We start from the raw sequence: 24,429 nt of genomic DNA, 5'->3' as shown, positions 1-24,429 counted from the left end.
CTCCTGAAATGGAAATGGGGAAGTCGTACGTATGCTCAGCAGAAAGCCATGTGGGGTGTAATCTACGTGCTTCCCTGGCTCATTGGTTTTGTGTTGTTTTTCTTCATTCCGCTGTTAGCCTCTCTGCGATACAGCATGAGTACAATTCAGGCTAACGCGGAAGGCATAGCGATTCAGTTCACCGGTGTCGCCAATTACATTCAGGCGCTCACCGTCAATACAAGCTTTAACCGTGCGTTAATTGAGGCGATCACAGATGTACTCATCAACGTACCGCTTATCGTTATATTCAGTCTGTTCCTTGCCGTCATCCTGAATCAGAAGTTCAGGGGCCGGGCTGTAGCGCGGTCGATCTTTTTCCTGCCCGTTATTCTGGCATCGGGAGTGATTATGACACTGGAGAGCACCAGCCTGATTGAAGCGGTTAATCAGAGCAGCACAGGTGGAAGCTCACTCGGGACATTTGAACTCGAAAATCTGATGGTTAACGCCGGAGTGAGCGATTGGATCGTCACGTATCTGAGCAGCGCCGTAGATCGGATCTATCAGATCGTGAGTCAATCCGGTGTACAGATTTTGATCTTTTTGGCAGGGATCCAGACGATTTCCCCTCAACTGTATGAGGCTTCGAAGATGGAAGGCGCGACGGGGTATGAAGCCTTCTGGAAAATTACGTTCCCAATGGTCAGCCCGCTTATTTTTGTCAATGCGATCTATACAATCATTGATTCGTTTGCCAATAACGCCATGACAGAGCTGATCCGGGATACCGGCTTTGTCAAATTTGACTTTGGATTAAGTTCTGCCATGGCATGGGTCTACTTTCTGGCCATTGCCATTATTCTGGTTATCGTAAACATCATTTTCTCGAAGCGAGTCTTCTATCAAGATTAGAAAGGAGGGTGTCCCACGTGACAACATCACGATTATTATCGCTGGAGCATTGGAAAGGCTGGCTGTGGGCCATGATCCGATTCGTTCTGATTACCGGACTTTCCTTCGTTATCCTGTTTCCCATATTTCAGAAGGTTTCCACATCCGTCAAGGATAAAGGCGATCTGTATTCGGCAGTGGTGGTATGGATTCCACAGAACTTCTCCATCGACAATTTCAAGCAGGCGATACGCGTAATGGATTACTGGGCAACGCTGTTTAATACGTTTGCCCTGTCTGCAACGACTACACTGCTGACTACAGCATCCTGTGCACTCGCAGGATACGGATTTGCCAGACTGAAATTCAGGGGAAGCAACTGGCTGTTTGCCGGTGTAATTCTGACGATTCTTGTACCGCCAACGACCATTCTCATTCCGGTATACCTGAATTTGAAAAGCTTTGACCTGATGGGACTTATGACGCTTATAGCCGGCAAACCTGTTAATTTGCTTAATACCTATTGGCCGTTTATTTTGACGGCCATTACGGCCAATTCACTTAAAGCCGGCTTGTACATCTTTATCTTCCGGCAATTCTTCAGAGGTATTCCGAAGGAAGTGGAGGAGGCGGCCTATGTGGACGGCGCGGGCATCGGACGAACATTTTCAAGAATCATGCTGCCCAATGCCATTCCGTCCATGGTAACAGTCATGCTGTTTTCCTTCGTATGGCAGTGGAACGACAGCTTCTATACGACGACTTATCTGACTTCAAGTAAAGTCATGTCGACCCAGTTATCGTCCCTTCCGTATAATCTGGCCCAGCAGGTTACTGACGGTGCAGCTTCCCAGGCCGATCCGTTCTATCTGAGCATGATCCAGGATACAGGAATTCTTCTTGCCATACTGCCTTTGATCGTCATCTATCTGTTTGTGCAACGATATTTCGTAGAGAGTGTAGAGCGTACGGGAATCGTCGGTTAAGTTAAGTTTTCCTGTACGTTTGGAGTGGGATCAGACTGGAAGAGGAAGGAGGAATTTCATGCAACATTCCACCTGTCAAAAGGGGGCTTGTAACGATCTCATGAACGTCTGCTCACAGCAGAACCGTGATCCTTACCTGCGCAGTATTCCCCTGCTGGTGTGGAACGGGCTGCGGGAGCGGGCTCCGACCTGAGCGATCTGTTTGATCAGAGATACTCTGACGGAGCTTACCTCGCAATATTGCAAGACAATATATCAGATCAGGAGGAATTATAGTGAAGAAGTTCATGACATCTTGTAAACTTGTACTCATTCTGGCTTTATTGATCACAATTGCTCCATGGGGAGGCAGTCGCGCCGAAGCATGGGTGGGCATGCCGATGGGCAAGCTGCACGTAAACGGCAAAAACCTAGTGAACAGCAACAACCAGCCTGTGCTACTGAACGGTTGGCATCAACCCTCAGGTGCCTACTGGACATATCAGGACAGCAATTATTATCTCAATCTGCACGGCAATAACCGTCATGCAGCTACACTGGCTTATCTGAAAGACATTACCGATACTTTTGCTGACACCAGCGCGAAGTACGGAAGCAATCATGGCTGGAATATGAATCAGGTACGTCTGTTCATCGATCGTCAGGACATGGGAGATGTGGCTGCTGGTACATATAACTTTGCCGGTGTGCAGACCGTTACGCAAAATGTAATTATTCCGTACATTCAATATGCCAAAACAAAAGGTGTCTACGTTGTCCTGGGACTGGACTTCACATTGAAGGATGATCAGGCAACAACACCTGCCAACCTGCAAAAATTCAACGAAATCTGGGGTTATCTCGCTTCACGCCCGGAGATCAAAAGTGCAGACAACGTTCACTTCGAACTGATCAACGAACCGGTGAAATCCTATGCCAATGGACATTGGGGTGGATACAACGGGGAAAATGACTTTGTGGATCACTGGAATGACCTGCGTAATTTCCAAAATTCCATGATTTCAACAATTCGCAGCAAAGGTGCAGACAACGTTATCTGGGCGGCAGGTCTGGGATACAACCAATTTTACAGCTTGACGGCAAGCCATCCATTGACTGATCCGCTCAATAACTATGGATATGCGGTTCACTGGTACCCTGGTTATGGCGCATATGACAACTTCTCTATCCTGCAAGACCAGTGGAATACCAACGTGAAGGCAGCCGCTGACAAATATCCGATTAACATTACCGAGGTAACCTGGTTCAAAAACAAACCTGGAGATTCAGCCTATTGGAACTTGTTTAATGGCAGCAATGAAGGGTTTGGCACCAATACCAAAACGATTTTCAACGCAGCAGGCAATGTCAGCATTGCAGCTCATATGAACGGATTCATTCTAAGTGAAGGACCACGAAGCTCTTTTGCCGACCCAACAGCTGGCCTGAAATGGGATGGAGATGCTTCACGGAGTGCCATGGGACGATTCCTGTTTAACTGGTACCATGAACGTGCTCAGACTTACCCGGGCAGTGGACAAGGCGGCGGACCAACAACGGGTCTTGTATCCGGTGCAACTTATAAAATCGTAGCCCGGCATTCCAACAAAGTTATTGATGTCCCTGGTGGTCAAAATGAAAATAATCTTCAGCTCCAGCAGTGGAGTGATCTGGGCGGTAACCCTCAGAAGTGGGTTCTGACTTCGATCGGTAGCGGCAACTATACACTGACAAGTGTGAACTCGCCGGACAAAGTCATCGACATTCGCAATGGTACCCTCACCAATGGGGAAGCGGTTCAACTCATGAGCAATCTGAACACAACTGCTCAGCATTTTAAGGTCAACGATCTTGGTAACGGGTACTGGAGTATCATCAACGTGAACAGCAATAAAGCGATTGAAGTGGCAAACGCTTCCACTTCGGATGGAGCCAAGCTGCAGCAGAACACCTACACAGGTGCTACAAACCAACAATGGAAATTTGTTGCCGTTAGCAATTAATAAGCAAAACGTTAAACAAGAACCTCCCCAAGTCATTCCATGTCTCGGGGAGGTTTTTTGCGTTTATTTTTTGATACTTTGGCATGGAGGCCATGCCAAGGTAAGATACAACTATATTTGTGCGCCAAACAGCAGAGAGACAATTATTTTCGAGTATGCATTGTAGGCTGCAGTACGTAAATGTACCATAAGGAAGAAGTTGTACCTTCACCAGGAAGAAATGCCCGGTGTATCATTGAACAGCTACCTTATCACAGAGAAATGTAAGCGCTTGATAAAAAAGGGAGGGTACATATGCAGCTCCTATGGTCCAAATTTTCACCCGTGTTCCGCCGATTCCTCATTTCGTATCTTGTCATTCTGATGATTCCTCAAATTGCGGGATATGCCTCTTACCGAGCTTCCATTGAAGCGGCTCGTTCCAGCTCCATTGAGAACAGCTTGAAGTCGCTGAGTCTCGGGAAAGAGATCATTGAGCGTAACCTTCTTCAAGTTGAAGCCTTTACCAGGCAGCTTGCTGTCAATCCCGATTTGCAAAATTTAATTACTGGCCCGAAGCCGTATGATCTCTACAATGTCTACGGTATGAACCGCATGCAGCGGAGTCTCTCCATGTACAGCAGTACCAATGATTACTTGTCCCATTTCTTCATTCACATTCCGAACTACAATGCCATCATCACACCAAGAACCGTGTATTATCGTCCAGAGCATTATTATGCTGCCAATCAGCTGGACGGTATGTCGTTTGAACAATGGCATGACCAAATTCTTAAACAACCACACTTTAACGAAATCATACCGCTTCGAAACTATAAACGTGAAATACTCGGCACTGTGCTTGCAGACGTTCCCGCCATTACGTTTCTGCAATCTCTGCCTTTGAACAGCTTCAACAAACCGCAAGCAACAATTGGTGTCATGATTGATCAGGGTCAGATGGCCAGCCTTACTCAAAATATTGTGGATCAATATGGCGGCTGGACTCTCGTCACCGATGCGGAAGGGCAGATTATTTTCTCCCTTGGCATGGAACAAACCGAGGCCGAGCAAATGGCACAGATTCACCGGAGAGAAGGTAACGCTGCGGAAACGGAGCTGAACGTGCAGAACGTGCAGCCTGGAAGTGATGGTCGGCTGCTGATATCGATGCAGTCCAGTCAAAATGGATGGAATTACATGGCAGGGATTCCGGAGAAAGCACTCATGACAAAAGCGGACCAAATCAAACAAGTCACGCTGGCCTTTACTTTGGCAACCATTGCCTTGGGACTGCTATTCGGGCTGGTTCTGGCTTATCGGAATAGTGCACCCATATACAGGTTGTTGGCCTCTTTTCGGGAACAAATCACCGATTCTCCAGGCAGACGGGGCAATGAATATGATTTTTTGGCAAGCCATATTAACAATCTGATAGCTAATAATGACTCACTTAAAAACGCCATGAATGAGCAGATTCCGTTATTGAGAGACGGTTTTATCAAACGTTTGTTAACCGGAGAAGTCTATACCTCACTTGAGTTGGAGGTTATCTCATCCCAAGCGCACATTTCTCTTCATAGCAGCAAGGGCTTGGCAGGCTTAGTGAAGGTAAACGGATATGCCAATCCGGACAGTGAAGAAACTATCCATGAACTGGGTGTCGCAAGGCTGCTCGTCAAACAAGTACTTACAGAATGGAATGCGCAGCTGCTGATCACGGATTGGGGAACCGACCAGATCGCTTTTGCCTGTCCATTGGATGGAAGCCCACTAAATGAAGCTATAGGGAGATGTGAAAAAGAGCTGAACACCTTGATGGAAGTGATCTACCGGGAGCATCGGATATCCACAACAATTGGCACAGGTACAGCTTACGAGGTCTGGAATGATGCAGGGCGTTCCTTTGACGAAGCCAAACAAGCTCTGGATTATGCCATTCATATGGGAACAGATCATCTGGTGAGATTTGAAGATACGATGAAGGAAAATGAAATGTTCTATTATCCGATTGAGTCTGAACAGCGCCTGCTGAACACAATCAAAGTCGGTGAGCCTGAAGAGGCGATACGTATTCTGGAGCAATTGTTTATTCGCAATTTAGAGGAGCGGGAACTTTCCTACGAGATGACGCAGCAGTTCATTATGGAGCTGAAGGGGACTTTTCTGAAGCTGGACGAACCAAAATTCAAGCTGGATGCTTCCCTGCTGGAGGAATATAAAACTCGGGTGACATCCATTCAGATGACAGAAACGATCACTTCGCTGCGTGAAAAATTCAAACAGTTAACAGAAGACATCTGCGGTGATTTCCAGAGAAGAAGAGCAGGAGCACATGCAGATACTGTAAACGAAATGATATGTTTTATCCAACAACATTATGGGGATGCAAACTTGACGATCTATCGGATTGCGGAGCACATGAGCAAGTCCGAGAAGTTTATATCCCAACTGTTCAAAGAACATACGGGAGAGAATCTTTCCGATTATGTAGAACGGGTACGCATTGATGCTGCCTCAAACTTGTTGCAGTCCACCGGTCAGACCATTGACGAGATAGCGGAGGCCACCGGGTATAACAGTGCACATTCATTCCGCCGAGCTTTCAAGCGGGTACGCGGGATTTCTCCGAGTGTGTTTCGGAAAATGGACGTTCATAGCGGTTAATGTAGGCTGTTTCTCGGGAACTATATTCGCTTTTTGTACTTCTCAGCGTAACTGTACCTTTACGCATCCCCAGCGCAAACTTATGATTACTCAAAAAAGTAAGCGCTACCAAATTGGGCTGAAGTTCAGCACGATTGGGAGACATGAATGGGGGGATGATTCTGAGAACAACAATGAGCAGGGAATCAAAGTCTGTGGTGAAACCAAGTAAACCGTCTCTCTTGAAGCAAGCATTATCCAGAAGCTGGAGGCGACATTGGCAGCTGTATCTGCTGATCCTGCCACCGATTGCTTACTTTATTATTTTCAAGTATGTACCCATGGTGAATGCGGTTCTGGCATTTAAAGATTACAACGTCATCAAGGGGATCTGGGGCAGTCCGTGGGCCGGAACCAAGTATTTCGAATTACTTTTTAAAAATCCGGCGTTTGTCATGCTAATCAAGAACACACTCTACATTTCGTTTTACAGCCTGATCGTTGGTTTCCCGATTCCTATATTACTGGCGCTCGCGCTGAACGAAATCAAAAACATACGATTCAAAAAAACGGTGCAAATGGTGACGTATGCTCCATATTTCATCTCTACCGTTGTTATGGTCTCCATCATTATGCTATTTCTGTCTCCTAGGCTGGGTATTGTCAACACGATTGCAGGCGCCCTTGGTTTCGAAGCGGTGAATTTTCTCGGTGAGCCCGGACTGTTTCGATCCATCTACGTATTCTCTGATGTGTGGCAGGGAATGGGGTACTCCGCTGTGATATATCTGGCCGCTCTGGCAGGTGTTGATCCATCCCTGTATGAAGCCGCTAAAGTGGACGGAGCCAACCGAATACAGAAAATCATCAATGTTGATCTGCCTGGACTACTTCCGGCAGCCGTCATCATTCTGATTCTGAGTGTAGGAAATATCATGGCTGTTGGGTTCGAAAAAATATATTTGCTGCAAAATCCGCTCAACCTGTCTGCTTCGGAGATCATCTCCACGTATGTCTATAAAATAGGATTGCTGAATGCCAATTACAGCTTCGCTACTGCGGTTGGCCTGTTCAACTCGGTGATTAACCTGATTCTGCTATTAATCGTAAACGCGGTCGCCAAGCGACTGTCCAATACAAGCTTATGGTAACGGGAGCGAAAGGAGGAGAACCAACCCATGCCTAACACACAGACAAATGCAGGACGTTCGCGGATCAAGAGCAGCAGTACGATTCGTGAATCCTGGGGAGACCGCGTATTTATAACGGTTGTTTACTTCATGCTGACAGTTGTGCTGATTGCCGTGCTGTATCCCTTGATATATATTGTGAGTTCTTCGCTCAGCAGCCCTGCTGCCGTCTCCTCGGGAAAAGTCTGGTTGTGGCCCATTGACCTGACGTTTGACGGTTACAAGTCTGTATTGCGGAATGATCAAGTCCTTACCGGTTATGGCAATTCCCTTTTCTATACAGCCTGCGGCACCTTCATCAGCGTGGCACTGACCATTATGATTGCTTATCCATTATCCCAAAAAACGTTTGTTGGTCGCAGTTCGTTAATGATGTTTATTACCTTCACCATGCTGTTCTCGGGCGGTTTGATCCCTACCTATCTGGTGGTCAAAACCATGGGACTGATTGATACCCGCTGGGCGTTGCTGATTCCCAATGCCGTTTGGGTATGGCAAGTCATCATTGCCCGTACCTTTTTTCAGAATTCGATACCGGAAGAATTGTCCGAAGCAGCAGACATCGATGGCTGCAGTGACATCCGGTTTATCTTCAGTATTATCCTGCCACTCGCCAAACCGATTATCGCCGTGTTGTCACTTATGTACGCTGTCGGTCAGTGGAATGCATACTTTGACGCCCTCATCTACTTGAAATCACAGTCGCTCTATCCGCTACAGCTGATACTGCGCAGTATTCTTATTCTGAACAGCAGTACGGGGAGTATGGATGCATCGGAAATGATCAAACAGCAGCAGATGGCTGAACTCATGAAGTACTCGTTAATTGTGATGGCCAGCTTGCCGGTGCTAATCATTTATCCTTTTGTTCAAAGGTATTTCGTGCAAGGCATGCTGATTGGCTCAGTCAAAGGATAAGTTCATTTTTTTCTATTATTCATGAGGGAGAGGATTGTATTGAAAAAAGCGGGATTCATCATTCTTGCCTGTATGCTGTTTACCTCGTTGGTACTTGCCGGATGTTCAAGTTCTGATAAGGGGAACGGGGAAGGCAGCGATCCGTCAGGCAAGATTGCCATTAATGTGTTTGCCCACCAGGGTTCGGATACCAACCTGTCCACTAATAAATTCACGAAGAAAATGGAAGAGAAGTTTGATATTCAGTTCAACTGGACTACGGTTCCATTCGACGGTGCAGCGGAGAAAAGACAGATTTCACTGGCTTCCGGTGATTATCCAGACTTGTATCTGCTCATCCCTTGGGTAGATCGTTTCTCTCAGACAGACTTGTTGAAGTTTGGTCAGCAGGGGGTTATTTTGCCGCTGAATGATCTGATTGAGGAGCATGCTCCCAATATTAAAAAAGTGCTTGAAAGCAATGACTATTATCGGGCCATGAACACTGCTCCCGACGGAAATATCTATGGTCTGACGGGTCTGAATGAATGCTTTCACTGTTCATACCCGAACAAGATGTGGGTCAACACCAAATGGATGGAACAACTGGGCCTGAGCGAACCCACGACGACAGAAGAATTTAAGGAAATGCTTCGGGCATTTAAAACGAAAGACCCAAACGGGAACGGCAAAGCCGACGAAGTACCGCTAAGCGGTTCGACTGAAAATTTCGGTGTGCACATTATTCCGTACTTGATGAACGGTTTTATCTATGACGACGATCGGAATTATCTCATTGTCAATCAGGGGAAAGTGGAGACCGTAGTGAACAAACCGGAGTGGAAAGAAGGGCTTGCCTATATTAAATCCCTGTACGATGAAGGGTTGATTGATCCAGGGGCATTTACCCAAAACGTCGGGGCCTTCAAAAAAATTGGAGATAACGCTGATGCACAGCTTCTGGGTGCGGGAGCAGCCATGCATCCATCGTTATTCGTAACGACTGCCGAAGGTTCTCCTTACGGCAATGATTACAATCCCATCCCTCCATTGAAGGGACCCCATGCTGCTTATGCTACGTACAACTATCCGATTGATCCCGGAGCGTCTTTTGTACTGACAAACAAAGCCAGTGAGGAAACGCAGATCGCGGCCATAGAGCTGCTGGATTATCTCTATACCCAGGAAGGAACCATGGCATCATATCTGGGAGAAGAGGGCGTAAGCTGGCGCAAACCACAAGAAGGAGAAGTGGCGCTCAATGATCAGATTGAGCCGTTATATAAAGCCATTCCGCTTCCTTCTGGAGAAGAACCTCGTAATGACAGTTGGGCTGCATTGAGTCAGTACAATCATTTTCAGGCATATCGGGACTCCGAAGTACAGGGGACAGACATCTATGCCAATGATGGTGGTGAGCGACGTCTCTATGAGGCGACATTGTTAATGGAGGGCAAGGAACCGAAAGAGATTTTCCCTCATTGGGCATTGTGGGTAGATCCGTCCCAAGCTGATGAAGCCAGCATGATGCAGACCAATCTCAAGGATTACATCGATCAGAACGCTCTGCAATTTATTACTGGCGCCAAAAGTCTGGATAAGGATTGGGACGAATATGTGAAAGGCCTGGAGGGACTGAACATTAATCGATATCTGGAGATTATGCAGTCTTCCTATGATACTTCTTCTGTCTCCAAATAATTGAAGAGAATAGAGGTTATTACCTGTATTGGCACATACAAACGTTCCCGGTTCGCAGTAAGCATATGCGAGCCGGGAACGTTTTTTGTTGATATAGATTAAATCGTAATATCATTTGCATCCTCTTAAAATTCTGTGATTGAACCTGTCCTGCAAGCCAAACGTTCACAGGACAGATTCAACGGCTCGTGCACATTCTCTTAGTTCAGTACATGCGATATCTTCCGCTTAGAGCCAGCATGCTGAAAAAATACAGGCAATTGTCGTAATAACGTCGCTCTCCCTGACGCAGAGGTGTGTTCCAGAACTTGCGAACGAATGTGTCAGCATGTGGACCGTCCGCAGCCAGTGAAGCCATGGCATTGGTAGCCAGCAAACCTACAGGATGCAGTGAAGGTTCGTCGAAAGGTTCACCTTCTATTGTATAACGACGATAATCGGACATTTCAATATCACTGAAGAAGGATTGAATCCGGTTGGATTGCTCGATCTGCCAGTGATCCTTGCGGAACCATTCCCAGTCCAGCGCAATATTTGCAGCAGTACGATATGCATCACTGTAAAAATGTCTGAAATCCCCATGTGGCTGTATTGGAGCTGGAGAGCCGTCATAGTTCGCATATTCAGGTGATAGTCCGGTTACGGGATGGCAGGCTGTATGCAGGTAAGTCCGACTAGCGGCCGCCGCTTCTTTCCAGAAGCTCTGATCTTCTTCATCCGCATATTTCGCGAATAGTTCATAAAAATGAGGCAGATGGTAGGACGGGTCGCTAAACGGTGTTTCTGGTATGAATTTGATCAGTTTTGTTTCCGGGTCCCACATGGGATCGCCTTCGCCGTCTTCGCCCTGATGTATACATGCACAAAGGATCTTGCGGGCTTGTGCCTTGTAATCATAAGGTTCAGCGCCATCGCCCCAGCGGTTGGAGGCAAAAAATAGCGCCATGGCAAAAAACTCCTCACCATCAGGAGCAGGACCTTGCGAGAGTCGGGTTCCGTCAGGCTTGCAATGCCAGGCAAAATAATCTTTATAACGTCCCGCTTTATGTTGCATAAACGTGTGGGAGAAATTCCAGAGTCGATCAAATTCTTCCTTTTTGTCCATCTGAACAGCCATCATCATGCCATAGGACATGCCCTCGGAGCGAACATCGAGATTACCAGTGTCCAGTAAATAACCCTTGTCCTCACCCATGGGGTAATATATTCGAGTATGTTCATCGCCATAAAACAGCTCGTTCCATGTTTCTTCCAATCTGTTCGTAATCTCATTCTCATCGTAGCCTAGCTTCAGAAACAGATTTGTATATGTACCCGTATCCCACGCGCCTTGACCCGTGATATTCATGATAATCCTCCTTTATCAATGCGGTTTTTCAAAATTATAACATGGAAATAGTATACAAATTAAAGCGTTTACATGAAAAATTATAGGTGTTCTAATTTGCATGTGATTGTAGTCGAATTAAAATGATATAGTGGTGGAAATCCTATACTTTGTCAGGTTGTTGTAAAATTATGTAAGGGATACACTTTGGGGGAAGGATCACACTTGATCCAATCATAGTCAAGCTGTGATCCTTTAAATGCTGTTTGAGGATGATCAGAATCTAGCCGAAAGGATGTGATGGTGATTTATGCTCCAGGATTCAGAAGATGCAGGTGAAAACACAGAATTCACTGCACCGCGCGATCCAGTCGGAGTGACAGCGTCAGCAGCCGCTATTAACTTTGAATCACATGGATATCGCGATATGATTGGCCGATCTCTTCTGAACAAAGGGAGTAATGTCAGATTAAAACGAGCCATTGAGAAGGCAAAAAACGGCGAACCTGTTGTTATTGCTTATATTGGAGGCTCCATTACCCAAGGTGCTGGTTCAGTACCTATTCATCTTCAAAGTTACGCTTATCGGTCGTATGAGTCGTTCAAGTTTATGTTTGCGCTTTCAAAAGATAGTCCGATTCATCTGATTAAAGCAGGTGTGGGTGGAACTCCTTCAGAACTGGGGATTGTACGTTATGATCGGGATGTGCTGAGGGGAGGTGCCGTTCAGCCGGATATTGTCATAATCGAATTCGCAGTCAATGACGCAGATGATGAAACCCAGGGTAAATGTTACGAGAGTCTGGTGCTTAAAGCACTTGCGGCCGATAACAAGCCAGCGGTGATCTTGTTGTTCAGTGTATTCGAAAATGACTGGAATCTACAGGATCGTCTCGCTCCGGTAGGCTGGCATTATGATCTGCCAATGGTAAGTGTGAAAGATGCTGTCGTAGATCAGTTTAACAAAACAAAAGGTGAGGGTAACGTTATTTCCAAAAAGCAATTTTTCCATGATATATATCATCCGACTAACACAGGGCATCGAATTATGGCCGATTGTTTGGAATATTTGTTCGACGTGACAAATCGTTCTGAGTGGGATGAGAAAGATCATGATATTGAAAAAGCTCCGCTAATTGGAAATGAATTTGTTCATGTGAAGCTGCTGGATCGGAAAAACGGCAATCACATTGCCCGAATTGATGCAGGCTCCTTTTGTAAAACGGACACGGATCTGCAGATGGCTGAGATGGATGCTCATGACTATGGTACACCTCAGTTTCCCAACAACTGGATGCGTACAGGAGAGGGAAAAGAGGATCAGAGCAGTTTTCGGATAAGTTTGCAGTGCAAACGCCTCATTCTGATCTTCAAGGACTCTGGTAACGACGAATTCGGAACCGCACATATCAAGGTAGATGGGGTATTCGTCCAAAAAGTCGATCCGCGTCAAGTGAACTGGACCCATTGCCATGCCACACTTCTGCTTAACGAAGAGCATGTGGGGGAGCACTCCATCGAGATCGAAATGGCGGAAGGTCATGAACATAAATGCTTCACCATTCTGGGTTTTGGCTATGTGGATTAACTGAAGACTGATAGTCACTCATATGTTCGGAGGAAAAGAGAATGGAATTGATCTCATCAGCAGTAACGGGATATGACCAGTATCGGGAGAATATACCACGTGGAGTCATGGAGACGGTAGAGTATCCTTCCACCACGGTTGGCATTTCCCGTAAAGCGATGGTGTACACCCCGCCAGAATTTTCTTCGACAACGATGTATCCTGTACTTTTTCTGTTGCATGGTATTGGTGGAGACGAAACCGAATGGCATACTCATGGTTCTCCGCAAATTATTCTCGATAATCTGTACAACGATAACTTGCTTGAGCCGATGGTTATTGTTTTCCCCAACGGTCGCGCGATGTCGAATGACCGAGCCGAAGGAGACCTGTTTGAACCTGAGAAAATCAAAGCATTTAAACGGTTTGAATCCGATCTGCTCAACGATTTGATACCTTACATGGAGTCGAACTACCCTTTGCATAAAAGCCGGGATAAAAGGGCGATTGCTGGTTTATCCATGGGCGGAGGTCAATCCTTAAATATCGGATTAAGTAATCTAGACCATTTTGCATGGATCGGTGCTTTCTCCGCAGCCCCAAACACCAGAAGCCCGGAGCTACTTGTCCCTGATCTTTCGAAAGCGCCTTCATTACTCTCGCTGTTATGGATCTCTTGCGGTGAACAGGACAATCTTATAGAGATTAGTCTTGGGGTTCACCAATATTTGGCGCAACACGGAGTGCCTCACATCTGGCATAAGGAAAGTGGAGGACATGATTGGCCCGTATGGAAGAACGATCTGTATCTGTTTTCGCAACGTCTTTTCAAGTGAATTTGCTGAGGAACATTCATATCGGATTGTAGCATCAACCAAATCTATTAAAATATCAGGAGGTATCATCTATGTTCAAATTTGGCAAAAAATTGTTAACCGTTGTTCTTGCAGCTTCCATGAGTTTTGGTGTCTTCGCAGCAACATCGAGCGCAGCAACAGATTATTGGCAAAATTGGACAGATGGCGGAGGAACGGTCAACGCCGTGAATGGATCGGGCGGGAATTACAGCGTGAATTGGCAAAATACCGGGAACTTTGTTGTCGGGAAAGGGTGGACATACGGTACGCCTAATCGAGTGGTCAATTATAATGCCGGCGTATTCTCTCCTTCAGGTAACGGCTATCTCACCTTCTATGGTTGGACTAGAAACGCTCTAATTGAATATTACGTGGTGGATAGCTGGGGAACGTATCGTCCTACCGGAACGTATAAGGGCTCGATGACTAGTGATGGCGGCACATATGACATCTATACAACGATGAGATACAATGCACCTTCCATTGATGGTACTCAGACTTTCCCTCAGTATTGGAGTGTTAGACAGTCCAAGAGACCGACTGGAGTCAATTCTACCATCACGTTTAGTAATCATGTGAATGCATGGGCGAGCAAAGGGATGTACTTAGGCAACAGCTGGTCCTATCAGGTGATGGCAACGGAAGGTTATCAAAGCAGCGGAAGTGCAAACGTGACGGTTTGGTAAAAATGATGTGATGCAGTTCAACTTCTGCACCTGCATTTGAATTCAATTTTCCGGTAGCGTTGGGTAACGTTATTCTCCAGACTAACGGACCTCGACGTTGCCGGATTTAAGCTTAGTAAAGGAGAATAATTGAATGAGGAAGCTGGTATGGTTAACCTTAATCGCTATAGTTGTTAGTCTAAGTGCTTGTTCAGCAAGTAATACCAAATTAAACGATGACTTGGTATTCGTCGAAGGGGGAGCCTTCAAGAGCAGTAAGCCGAGTCAGATTGATAAAAATGAAACGTTGGATTCCTTCTATATTGGTAAATACGAAGTGACCCAAAAAGAATGGATGGAAGTTATGGGGGAAAACCCTTCTGGCTTCAAGGGAGATGACCTGCCTGTTGAAATGGTCAGCTGGTATGACGCAGTGGAATACTGTAATCAAAAAAGTATAAAAGAAAACCTGAAACCTTATTACAATATAGACAAGGAAAATCAGGACACGAATAATCACAATGAAAACGACAATATAAAATGGAATGTAACGATCAACGAGGACGCCAACGGTTACCGATTACCCACAGAGGCAGAATGGGAATACGCTGCAAGCGGAGGTCAAAAGAGCTTGAATTACACATACAGTGGAAGTAATAATCCTGATGAAGTTGCTTGGTACTGGGTAAATGCCGGCGACAACATTCTGACGGGTGACTGGAGCTGGCCAGCTATTGAGAGCAACCGTAATCAAACCAAAAAAGTCGGAACTCAGAAGGCGAATGAGTTAGGAATCTATGATATGTCTGGGAATGTGAGAGAATGGTGCTGGGACTGGTACAGTGATTCGGAGAGTCCAAATCAAACTTGGCGAGTTGTGAAAGGCGGAGGCTGGATTGGCGGTGTTAATAACAATGAAATATCATTCCGTGGCAAATTTGATGCTAATGGTTTTGGTCCCGATCAAGGATTCCGTATTGTACGTGGAGAATGAAATTTTTTTTCCTGACAGTAGATTACTTCTGAGTTAAATCTATACTTTGTCGGGTGAAAACCTATAGTTTATCAGGTTGTTGTACCAAAATGTAAGCGTTACACTTGAATTGTTATCCGACGCTTCGCTGCAATCGGAGTGCTCTTATAGTACGGTCTGGTGGAAATTTTGTTCCCCAAGTTGTGCGAGCAGACAACAATCCTGCTGTTGTTCTGCTGTTTAGCGTTTTCACAGCAACTGGAATCTACCCATAGATATAGATAAAATACATGCAGCTGATCACGGACAAAAGAGAGGTGAGCTAATGTACAAGGTCATTGTCGCGGATGATGAGCCGTTTATGCTAGAAGGATGGAGAACGATGATTAACTGGCGAGCTTGTGGATATGAACTCTGCGGAACGGCAACGGATGGGGAGGAAGCACTGGCTTTATTCAACTCGGTTGAACCGGATCTTGTCGTCACTGATATTCAAATGCCTGTTATGGATGGTCTAGGTTTGATTCACACCTTGCGAGAAGATCTCGCCTATACCTCTAAAATTGTTATCGTTACAGGATACTCCGATTTTAATTACGCAAAGCAAGCCATACGGTATCAGGTCGATCAGTACGTGCTTAAACCTCTTGTTCCCGAGGAGATTCATCAAATCCTTATGGAAATGATTGAACCTCTGGACAAACGCAGAAATGAGCAAAAACAGCAAAATGGAGTCATGGTTACAGATGAAGCCTATGAAAATCATCTTAATGAATATCGAATAAGCCAAGAATATGATTTAGAGCAAATGATGAACATCTCTAAAGAGATCTTGGCGTTGATTGAAGCAGAAAACACGTATTCCATCAATATTGCAGTGAGTGCACTGTTAGAGAAGAGTGAGAAAGCAGAGGTTTCGTTGGAATGGGTACATCATGTCATCCGATATATCCATGGGGAGTTGCTAAGGAGATATGGAAAAAGAGAGGATTGCAGAGAAATACTATGTGCAAAAGAATGGCACGAGGCTGCGAGTTGGTCTTCAGGCACATTGCAAGACCTGTGTATTCGACTGTCCGAGCAACTTTCCCAGTCTGAATTGAAGCAAAAGACGGGTACGGGAGGGCTTGTTGCAGAAGCAGTGAATGAATTGAAGCAACACTATCGAAGTAAAATTAAATTACAAGATGTAGCTAATCGTATTCACGTGAATTCTGCCTACTTGGGTCAACAGTTCAAGCGGGAGATGGGGGTCAGTTTCAGTGACTATGTGCACAAGCTTCGTGTTGAGGAGGCCCGTAAACTCCTGCGACGTACCAATATGAAGATCACTGACATTGCATTCAGGTTAGGATATCATGATGCTGAATATTTCACCCAAAAGTTCAGAGCGCATACAGGGGAGCTTCCGTCCGTCTATAAAAACAAAAATCAAGGGTGATCATATGCGTCATAAATTCTGGATGTTCCGTAAGGTTAATGATATTCCTCTCCGATCCAAATTTCTGCTTATTTATGTCCTTAGTATTCTCCTTCCTGTAATAACGATTAATATCTTCTTTTATCAACGAACCTCCGCGGATATCAAGATTAGAGAACAGGAAAATCTGCGTAAATCCATCGACAGGGCTGCGGGGGAACTGCTTGGCATGATTGATGAGAGCGTTGCTCTGAGCCGAATTATTGCAGCAGACGATTCGCTCTATGAGGCACTGGATCGGACCTATCACTCGCCCGTTGATTATTACAACGTGTATCATGCATTCCTGCGAGATAAATTAACACGGTATATGTCAGCGAATATTCTGGAGGTGCGTATCTATACGGATAACGATACCATTCAAACGGGCAGTCATTATATCGTGATGAAAGACAAGAATGTACTCCCTGGATTGAAACAACTGAAATCCACCAGTGGAGGCATTCTTGTCGTTGATTATATTGAGCCATCCGGATTTAACGCGGGAAGAAGAATCAGTGTGATTGGTGTAATGGATACTTATACCTCCTATGCCAATTACAACAAGTATTCCAAGATTGATCTGGAACTTGGCCGGGTGTATAGCATTTTAAATCGTGAATCAGACAGTCTTCAGCTGCGTCTGGTGGACAGCAACAATCGAACTGTCGTTTCAAGTGGGGGATTCAGCGAAACCGACTTATCCTCCCTTGATAATGAATCAATGCTCCAGGAATCTGGAAATTCTGCTTACACGCTCGAAAAGTCGTTAGGGAATCTAGCCTACCTAAAGGGATGGAAATTGATTGGAGTTGCCGATACGCGTCACCTTGACCACCTGCTGCAAGAAGCTTTTAAATCAATTCTGGGTTTGCTCGCACTAAGTATCGTGGTCCCCTCTGTATTGATCTACATTATTTTGCGTTCCTACCACTATCGGATTCGCAAGCTATCCAGACATATGGAGAAGGTTCGTAACGAACGATTTGATCTGATTGAAATTCACGAAGGCCGCGACGAAATCGGCGGGCTTATTCGTACATTTAACATCATGATTGGTAAAATTCATACGCTGATTAATGACGTATATAAACTGGAAATCCGTCAAAAAGATTTGGAGTTGGATCAAGTGAGGACTGAATTGTCTATGCTCCAGAGTCAGATGAATCCACATTTCTTATTTAACACATTAAATGCCTTGCTGGTCGTTAGTACGAAGAATGGATATACGGAAGTAATTGAGATTATTAAAAGTCTGTCCAAGCTGATGAGACAGTTGCTCAGTCATTCTGACAATCTGATTCCTTTGCAAGAAGAGCTGCAATTTACGAATCTTTATCTCCAGATTGAGAAGTTTCGCTTTGGAGAGCTGTTTGATTACACCTTCGAGGTTGATCCTGATGCAGCTTCGTTGCTCATTCCCCGCATGAGTATTCAACCGCTCGTCGAAAATGCCTGCAAACACGGCTTGCAGGCGCGAAAAAATGGAAGAGAGATCAAGATAACGGCGAGAAGAAACGCTACTGAACTGGTTATTCAGGTGATCGATAATGGAATCGGTATGGATGCAGGGAGACTAACCGAGCTCCTGCGAGATATTCGTTCTGAAAGACCCAGGAACGGCGAGCATGTAGGACTCCGCAATGTCTACCGCAGGTTGGAACTCTTTTATGAAGGAAATGCGATATTTGATCTAAACAGTGTACCTGGAAAGGAAACCATTGCAGGGTACCGTATACCGATCTCCAAGCTGGAACAGAGGAACTAGGAGGTAAACTCTCATGTATAAAGTACTGTTAGTCGATGATGAACCGTATGCTATTGAAGGGTTACAGCTTCTGATCAATTGGGAAAAGTATGGTTTTGAAATCAGAGGCGTGTGCGCCAACGGTGAGGAAGCCATTCAGATGATGGAACAAGATCGACCTGATCTCGTGGTGACAGACATTCGTATGCCTTTGATGAATGGGCTGAAACTTGTAGAAGAAGCACGACGATTGGAACATGAGTCTGTGCTGTTTGTCATCACGAGTGGATACAGTGACTTTAATTATGCCAGACAAGCTATTCGATTAGGTGTCTCCAATTATTTAACCAAACCAGTTGATAGTACAGAAGCAGAGGATATGTTGATCCGTCTACGTATGCAATTGCAGGAGCGTGAAAACCAGGAGCGCAATCGGGAACAGGCAAATGAGCAAAGGATCAAAGCGGTTTTGTCTGCACTGATTAAGGATAAACAGAACATATCGGAGCAGGAGATGTCAGAGATCCTTCCTCGTTTAAACAAGTCCCATTGGGCATACTTGCGAATAGCCTTTCAGGGAGATATTCAGGAAGCCTGTTCAGTAGCCGAACAAACGGCTGAAGAAACAACTTGCTGTTATGTAATTGACAGAACAAGAGACTCATTGGGACTTGTATGGGGGGAGGAAACGAATGATAGAAATGAGACATTTGAAGCAATTAAAGCTTTTACCCAGCGTTTGATGAACAACATGCAACATAACAGCTGTGAAGATATTCATATCGCGGTTGGATTAACGGTCAACAAACTGGAGCATTTATCTGAATCCTTCCGCTCCGCTCAGGAAGTTGGGCGTTATTTGTTTTTTAATCAAGAGCGTCTGTTGTTTGCCGAAGATATTCAGTTGGAGAATTGGCAGTTTGATCCGGAAACGCTGTCAGAGGTGGACCATATTAGCGATTTGCTTGAAAACGGTTCTGTAGAGGAACTCTCGTCTGCGATTCGGAGTGCTTTTGAACTGTTTATACAGATGAAGGCTGCGCCAGAGATTGTACATATTTTCTCTACCCATATTATATTCCGCGGACTGTCCCTGTGTAGAGAATTAGGAGGAGAACCTAATGCTCTAATGAACGAATTGGCGAGCGGAATTCTGGAGAAGGGCCATCGAAACATAGAAGAGGTTGCTAGCAATCTGGAACATTTCTGTTTGCAATGCAAGTCAGAACTGGCTGTTTTCCGGGAGAGGCAAATGGGTGGCATCCAGGCGACGGTTGCTGAATATGTGCAGATGCATTACAGGGAGACATTTACGATCCAGGAGCTCGCAGAACGATTCTACGTGAATCCTGTCCATTTAGGGCAATCCTTTTTGCGAAAGTATGGTAAGGGTGTAATTGAGGTAGTACATGATCTAAGAATGGAAGAAGCGAAGCGTCTGCTCCAGCAGACGAATCAAACATCAAGTGCGATTGCAGAGCAGGTAGGGTACCGCAGTTACCAGCATTTTCTCAGACACTTCGAAAAACGAACAGCCATGAAACCTGTAGAATACAGGAAAAAGTATGCGAATTGATCCATGAAAAAGAAGAACCCCTCCTGAATAAGACCTGCAATTACAGGGGGGTGGACCTTAAATATATATATTTTGTAACCGCATACATTTCTTCATACTAAAAACAGTAAGACATACCACTTCCAAGGAGGGCAAGTACATGGGGGGACTTAAGAAAAAGAAGCTTTGGGGTTCCGTATCACTCGTTCTGGCTTTGAGTTTGGCACTTGCAGGATGCAGCGGTGACAATGAGAAAGCGACTACAAAGGATGGGAAAGAGGTACTGAACATCACGGCCTTTATCGGAACGCCAAATCAGGCGCCAGCTAAAGATAACCGAATCTACAAGAAGATCCAGGATGAACTCGGCGTCAATCTTGAGATGGAGTTTCTCGTGGGTGATCTTCAACAGAAGCTCGGCGTTATGATTGCCGGTGGCGATTTCCCTGACTTGATCACAGCAGATACCAAATTGGTATCAGCCGGTGCGGTTATTCCGCTCGAAGATCTCATTGAAGAGCATGCACCTAATCTGAAGAAACATTTCGGTAAAGACTGGAACCGGATGAAAGACTCCAGTGATGGACATATTTACTGGTTGCCTAACTATGGAGTGTATACAGGGGAGTTCATTAGTAACTATTATTCTGGTCCTGCATTCTGGATTCAAAAGTCCATACTGAAGGATGCCGGGTACCCGACTCCTAAAACGTTGGATGATTTCACAAAGTTGATCCGTGATTATGCAGCCAAGAATCCAACGATTGATGGTCAACCGACGATTGGTTTCACTACATTGGCTTCAGACTGGCGGACGTTCCCTTTGCTTAACCCACCTGAACATCTTATGGGTCACCCCAATGACGGCGGCGTAGTCGTAGATGATAGTGGAGTCGCAACCGTTTTTGCCGACAAAGATATCTCCAAACGGTATTATAAAGAACTAAACAATCTGTATAATGAGGGATTGCTGGATAAAGAAGCCTTTGTTCAGAATTATGATCAATATCTGGCCAAAATTTCTTCGGGACGTGTGCTTAGTATGTTCGACCAGCACTGGAATTTCCAAGCCGGCGAAGACCCACTCGTAGCACAAGGGAAAATTGGCCAGACTTACGTAGGCTTCCCGCTAGTCTATGATACAAGTATCACAGATCATTATCTGGATCGTCCGGTCATTAACTTGAACAATGGTTTTGGTATCAGTAAAGATGCCGAAGACCCAGTCGCACTCATCAAATTCCTCGATAAGCTTATGGACGAGAAGTACCAGAAGCTCTTGTCATGGGGTGAAGAGGGTGTAGACTATCAGGTGAATGAAGAGGGAAGATTCTATCGTACACCAGAGCAACGTAAAGAGCAGGATGATCCGGCATGGAGATTGGTTAACAAAGCAGAAGGTTTCTATGCTGCGGCACCAAAGCTCGAAGGAACATTTGAAGATGGCAATGCAATTGGAGCGATCAACCAACCTGAGGAATTCTATGACAACCTCAAACCGGAAGATAAAGAACTTCTGGATGCATATGGCTTCAAAACGTGGAGTGACTTCTTCTCTCCTGCACCAGAGAATCCAGTGTACTATCCAGCATGGCAGGTCGATCTGAAAGAAGGCTCTGATGCTGCGGTAGCGAACAAACAAATGACAGACACTTCATTAAAATTCTTGCCTAAAGCGATCATGTCAAAACCGGATGAGTTCGATAACATTTGGACTGAATATGTAGACGCTTACAAGAAGATCGATGTTAAATCCTATGAAGACCGGATTAATGAACAACTGAAATGGAGAATCGAGAACTGGTCTGTTAAATAAAAAAATGCGGCAATGATTCTCTCGGAAGGTATCAACCAAAGGATTACTCAGGCTAGTGCCTTCCGGGGAGATCATGCTTAAAGTCGCTGCAAGCCAATAGGAGGAGTGAAAGATGGCGAACACGCCTGGAGCCATACCAGAGCAAACTACCCGTACAGTCGTTACCAAAGCACCACTGTTAAAACGATTGCGCGGACAAAGACAACTCATGTTCATGTCATTGCCCATCGTTGCGTACATTCTCGTATTCTCGTATTATCCCATTTGGGGCTGGGTTATGGCCTTTCAGAATTACAGTCCTGCGAAGAGTTTCACCCAGCAGGAATGGGTCGGGCTCAAACACTTTAAGTTTTTGCTAACAGACGATGCATTTCTTAACGTGCTTCGTAATACCATTGCGATGAGCGTCATCAATATGGTGCTCGGATTTGCGACAGCAATTATATTTGCCATTTTACTTAATGAGATCAAACATAAGTTATATAAACGAACCATTCAAACAATATCGTATTTACCTCACTTTCTCTCATGGATTATTGTGACAGGTATCGTAGCAAGTTCACTATCTGTAGATGGTGGGATTGTGAATGTGGTACTCATGAAGCTGCATATCATTCAAGAACCTATCATGTGGCTTAGCGTTCCGGAATACTTCTGGGGCATTGTAGGCGCATCGCATGTATGGAAAGAAGTTGGCTGGAATGCCATTATTTATTTGGCGGCCATCACGTCTATCGATCCTTCCCTCTATGAAGCGGCAGAGATTGATGGTGCGAACCGATATAAGAAAATGCTGTATGTGACCTTACCCGGAATCAAATCCATTGTTATCATTTTGCTGATCATGAATATGGGCTGGATTTTGGAAGCTGGATTCGAGGTTCAGTATCTGTTAGGTAATGGTGTGGTTGTCGACTGGTCACAGACGATAGATATATTTGTCCTGAAATACGGACTACAGATCGGGAATTATTCTTTGGCTACTGCGGCAGGTATCTTCAAAACAGTAGTTAGTATCACGCTGATCTTTGCGGCGAATTCAATTTCCAAACGACTCGGGGAAGACCGATTAATATAAGGGGGACTAGAGATGGGAATCAATAAATCTCGGCTTGAACCGATTGTCTTCCATACGTTAAATGGTATACTGATGATCGCAATCGCGATTGTTACCCTGTATCCGTTTGTGAATACACTCGCCGTATCATTCAATGCCGGTAATGACACCATCCGGGGTGGGATATATCTGTGGCCTCGGGTATGGACAGATCAAAACTACAGAGCAGTATTTGCAGGAGGGACCATCTTCAGCGCCTTTGGTATATCTGTGGCGAGAACGGTTTTGGGGACAGTCTTAAGTCTATTCTTAACCTCCATGCTGGCTTACACATTAAGCCGAAAAGATTATATATTACGAAAGCCCATTACCATTACAGTTGTTCTTACGATGTATTTTAGTGCAGGTCTTATTCCAACTTATTTCCTAATGAAAGATTTGCATTTGTTAAACAATTTCCTGGTGTACATTATTCCTGGGCTGATCAGTGCCTTTAATATGATTGTTATTCGAACCTATATCCAGACACTACCCGAGGGATTGATCGAATCCGCCAAAATTGATGGTGCTGGAGATTTCAGAACATTCATTTCCATTATTCTACCGCTGTGCCAACCGGTTCTTGCTACTGTTGCACTGTTCATTGCAGTCGGTCAATGGAACTCTTGGTTTGATACGTTTCTGTATGCATCTTCCAAACAAAACCTCAGCACGCTGCAATATGAGTTGATGAAGCTATTATCATCTTCCATGAATTCCAACAGCAGTGCAGCCGTTGCCAATGGTGCAGATCTTGGCGCTGCGCGCAACATGGTCACACCTGTATCTATTCGGGCAGCGATTACGATTGTTGCCGCATTACCCATCTTAGTTGTATATCCATTTTTGCAGAAGTATTTCGTTCATGGCTTGCAGCTTGGAGGGGTAAAAGAGTAAACTAAATGCAGTTCCAGATAACCGATCATGAACGGTCACTAGGTGACCGTTTTTTCATGTTTGCGCGCCTAGCCAAGCTAGACACAACTAGCCGGTGAAAGTCCGGTCGAGGTAAGAGCCAAGTCGCCTCGTAGCTGACGGGCAGCTGGTGGAGAAATCCTAAGGTTGAAGCCCCGTGACAAAGTAACTTCAACACGAAGTGCGAGCAAATCCACA

18 protein-coding genes are annotated in these 24,429 nt (G+C 45.2%); 17 read left to right on the top strand and 1 reads right to left on the bottom strand.

Translation table 11 applies throughout. The features are described 5' to 3' along the window. The first annotated feature begins 48 nt into the window (after positions 1–48). The 7 genes from J7E78_RS24595 to J7E78_RS24565 all read left to right on the top strand — a co-directional run bounded on the left by J7E78_RS24595 (position 49) and on the right by J7E78_RS24565 (position 10,254). A complete protein-coding gene (locus J7E78_RS24595; protein ID WP_215078854.1) occupies positions 49–894 on the top strand; it encodes a carbohydrate ABC transporter permease in 846 nt (281 codons plus the stop codon). 17 nt (positions 895–911) lie between these two features. Then, positions 912–1,859, top strand: coding sequence for a carbohydrate ABC transporter permease (locus J7E78_RS24590; protein ID WP_215078852.1), 948 nt, complete (start codon positions 912–914; stop codon positions 1,857–1,859). A gap of 275 nt (positions 1,860–2,134) precedes the next feature. Next, entirely contained in the window at positions 2,135–3,841 is a 1,707-nt protein-coding gene (locus J7E78_RS24585) for an RICIN domain-containing protein (protein ID WP_215078850.1), read from the top strand. A gap of 294 nt (positions 3,842–4,135) precedes the next feature. Beyond that, the gene (locus tag J7E78_RS24580; protein ID WP_215078848.1) at positions 4,136–6,487 is read left to right on the top strand and encodes a helix-turn-helix domain-containing protein; all 2,352 of its coding nucleotides are present in this window, start codon (positions 4,136–4,138) and stop codon (positions 6,485–6,487) included. 155 nt (positions 6,488–6,642) lie between these two features. Then, entirely contained in the window at positions 6,643–7,617 is a 975-nt protein-coding gene (locus J7E78_RS24575) for an ABC transporter permease (RefSeq protein WP_251035245.1), read from the top strand. 27 nt (positions 7,618–7,644) lie between these two features. After that, complete coding sequence (locus J7E78_RS24570; RefSeq protein WP_215078846.1) at positions 7,645–8,574, top strand: carbohydrate ABC transporter permease; 930 nt, start codon at positions 7,645–7,647, stop codon at positions 8,572–8,574. 21 nt (positions 8,575–8,595) lie between these two features. After that, the gene (locus J7E78_RS24565; RefSeq protein WP_397330615.1) at positions 8,596–10,254 is read left to right on the top strand and encodes an ABC transporter substrate-binding protein; all 1,659 of its coding nucleotides are present in this window, start codon (positions 8,596–8,598) and stop codon (positions 10,252–10,254) included. A gap of 205 nt (positions 10,255–10,459) precedes the next feature. Here J7E78_RS24565 and J7E78_RS24560 read toward each other — a convergent pair whose 3' ends face one another. Continuing rightward, positions 10,460–11,602, bottom strand: coding sequence for a glycosyl hydrolase family 8 (locus J7E78_RS24560; protein WP_215078842.1), 1,143 nt, complete (start codon positions 11,600–11,602; stop codon positions 10,460–10,462). Positions 11,603–11,891: 289 nt separating this feature from the next. On the opposite strand from J7E78_RS24560, the gene J7E78_RS24555 reads away from it, so the two are divergent. The 10 genes from J7E78_RS24555 to J7E78_RS24510 all read left to right on the top strand — a co-directional run bounded on the left by J7E78_RS24555 (position 11,892) and on the right by J7E78_RS24510 (position 24,213). After that, positions 11,892–13,169, top strand: coding sequence for an SGNH/GDSL hydrolase family protein (locus J7E78_RS24555; protein ID WP_215078840.1), 1,278 nt, complete (start codon positions 11,892–11,894; stop codon positions 13,167–13,169). 41 nt (positions 13,170–13,210) lie between these two features. Next, complete coding sequence (locus J7E78_RS24550; RefSeq protein ID WP_215078838.1) at positions 13,211–13,984, top strand: alpha/beta hydrolase; 774 nt, start codon at positions 13,211–13,213, stop codon at positions 13,982–13,984. 71 nt (positions 13,985–14,055) lie between these two features. Next, positions 14,056–14,691 carry a glycoside hydrolase family 11 protein gene (locus tag J7E78_RS24545; RefSeq protein ID WP_215078836.1) on the top strand — a complete coding sequence of 212 codons (636 nt, stop codon included), beginning with the start codon at positions 14,056–14,058 and terminating at the stop codon, positions 14,689–14,691. Positions 14,692–14,824: 133 nt separating this feature from the next. Then, positions 14,825–15,664: a formylglycine-generating enzyme family protein gene (locus J7E78_RS24540; RefSeq protein ID WP_215078834.1), complete on the top strand. Its 840-nt coding sequence runs from the start codon at positions 14,825–14,827 to the stop codon at positions 15,662–15,664. 304 nt (positions 15,665–15,968) lie between these two features. Further along, positions 15,969–17,084: a response regulator transcription factor gene (locus J7E78_RS24535; RefSeq protein WP_215078832.1), complete on the top strand. Its 1,116-nt coding sequence runs from the start codon at positions 15,969–15,971 to the stop codon at positions 17,082–17,084. A 4-nt stretch (positions 17,085–17,088) separates the two neighbouring features. Continuing rightward, positions 17,089–18,870 carry a sensor histidine kinase gene (locus tag J7E78_RS24530; RefSeq protein ID WP_215078830.1) on the top strand — a complete coding sequence of 594 codons (1,782 nt, stop codon included), beginning with the start codon at positions 17,089–17,091 and terminating at the stop codon, positions 18,868–18,870. Positions 18,871–18,883: 13 nt separating this feature from the next. Beyond that, positions 18,884–20,425, top strand: coding sequence for a response regulator (locus J7E78_RS24525; protein WP_215078828.1), 1,542 nt, complete (start codon positions 18,884–18,886; stop codon positions 20,423–20,425). Positions 20,426–20,564: 139 nt separating this feature from the next. Further along, the gene (locus J7E78_RS24520) at positions 20,565–22,220 is read left to right on the top strand and encodes an ABC transporter substrate-binding protein (RefSeq protein WP_215078826.1); all 1,656 of its coding nucleotides are present in this window, start codon (positions 20,565–20,567) and stop codon (positions 22,218–22,220) included. Positions 22,221–22,332: 112 nt separating this feature from the next. After that, positions 22,333–23,298: an ABC transporter permease gene (locus tag J7E78_RS24515; protein ID WP_215078824.1), complete on the top strand. Its 966-nt coding sequence runs from the start codon at positions 22,333–22,335 to the stop codon at positions 23,296–23,298. 12 nt (positions 23,299–23,310) lie between these two features. Then, positions 23,311–24,213: a carbohydrate ABC transporter permease gene (locus tag J7E78_RS24510; protein WP_017688457.1), complete on the top strand. Its 903-nt coding sequence runs from the start codon at positions 23,311–23,313 to the stop codon at positions 24,211–24,213. The last annotated feature ends 216 nt before the right edge of the window (positions 24,214–24,429 follow it).

Source organism: Paenibacillus polymyxa (assembly GCF_018614975.1).
In the GTDB taxonomy this organism is placed as follows: Bacteria; Bacillota; Bacilli; order Paenibacillales; family Paenibacillaceae; genus Paenibacillus; species Paenibacillus polymyxa_E.
Note: the sequence above shows the minus strand (reverse complement) of the source record. Positions and strands in the feature narration are given on the sequence as shown.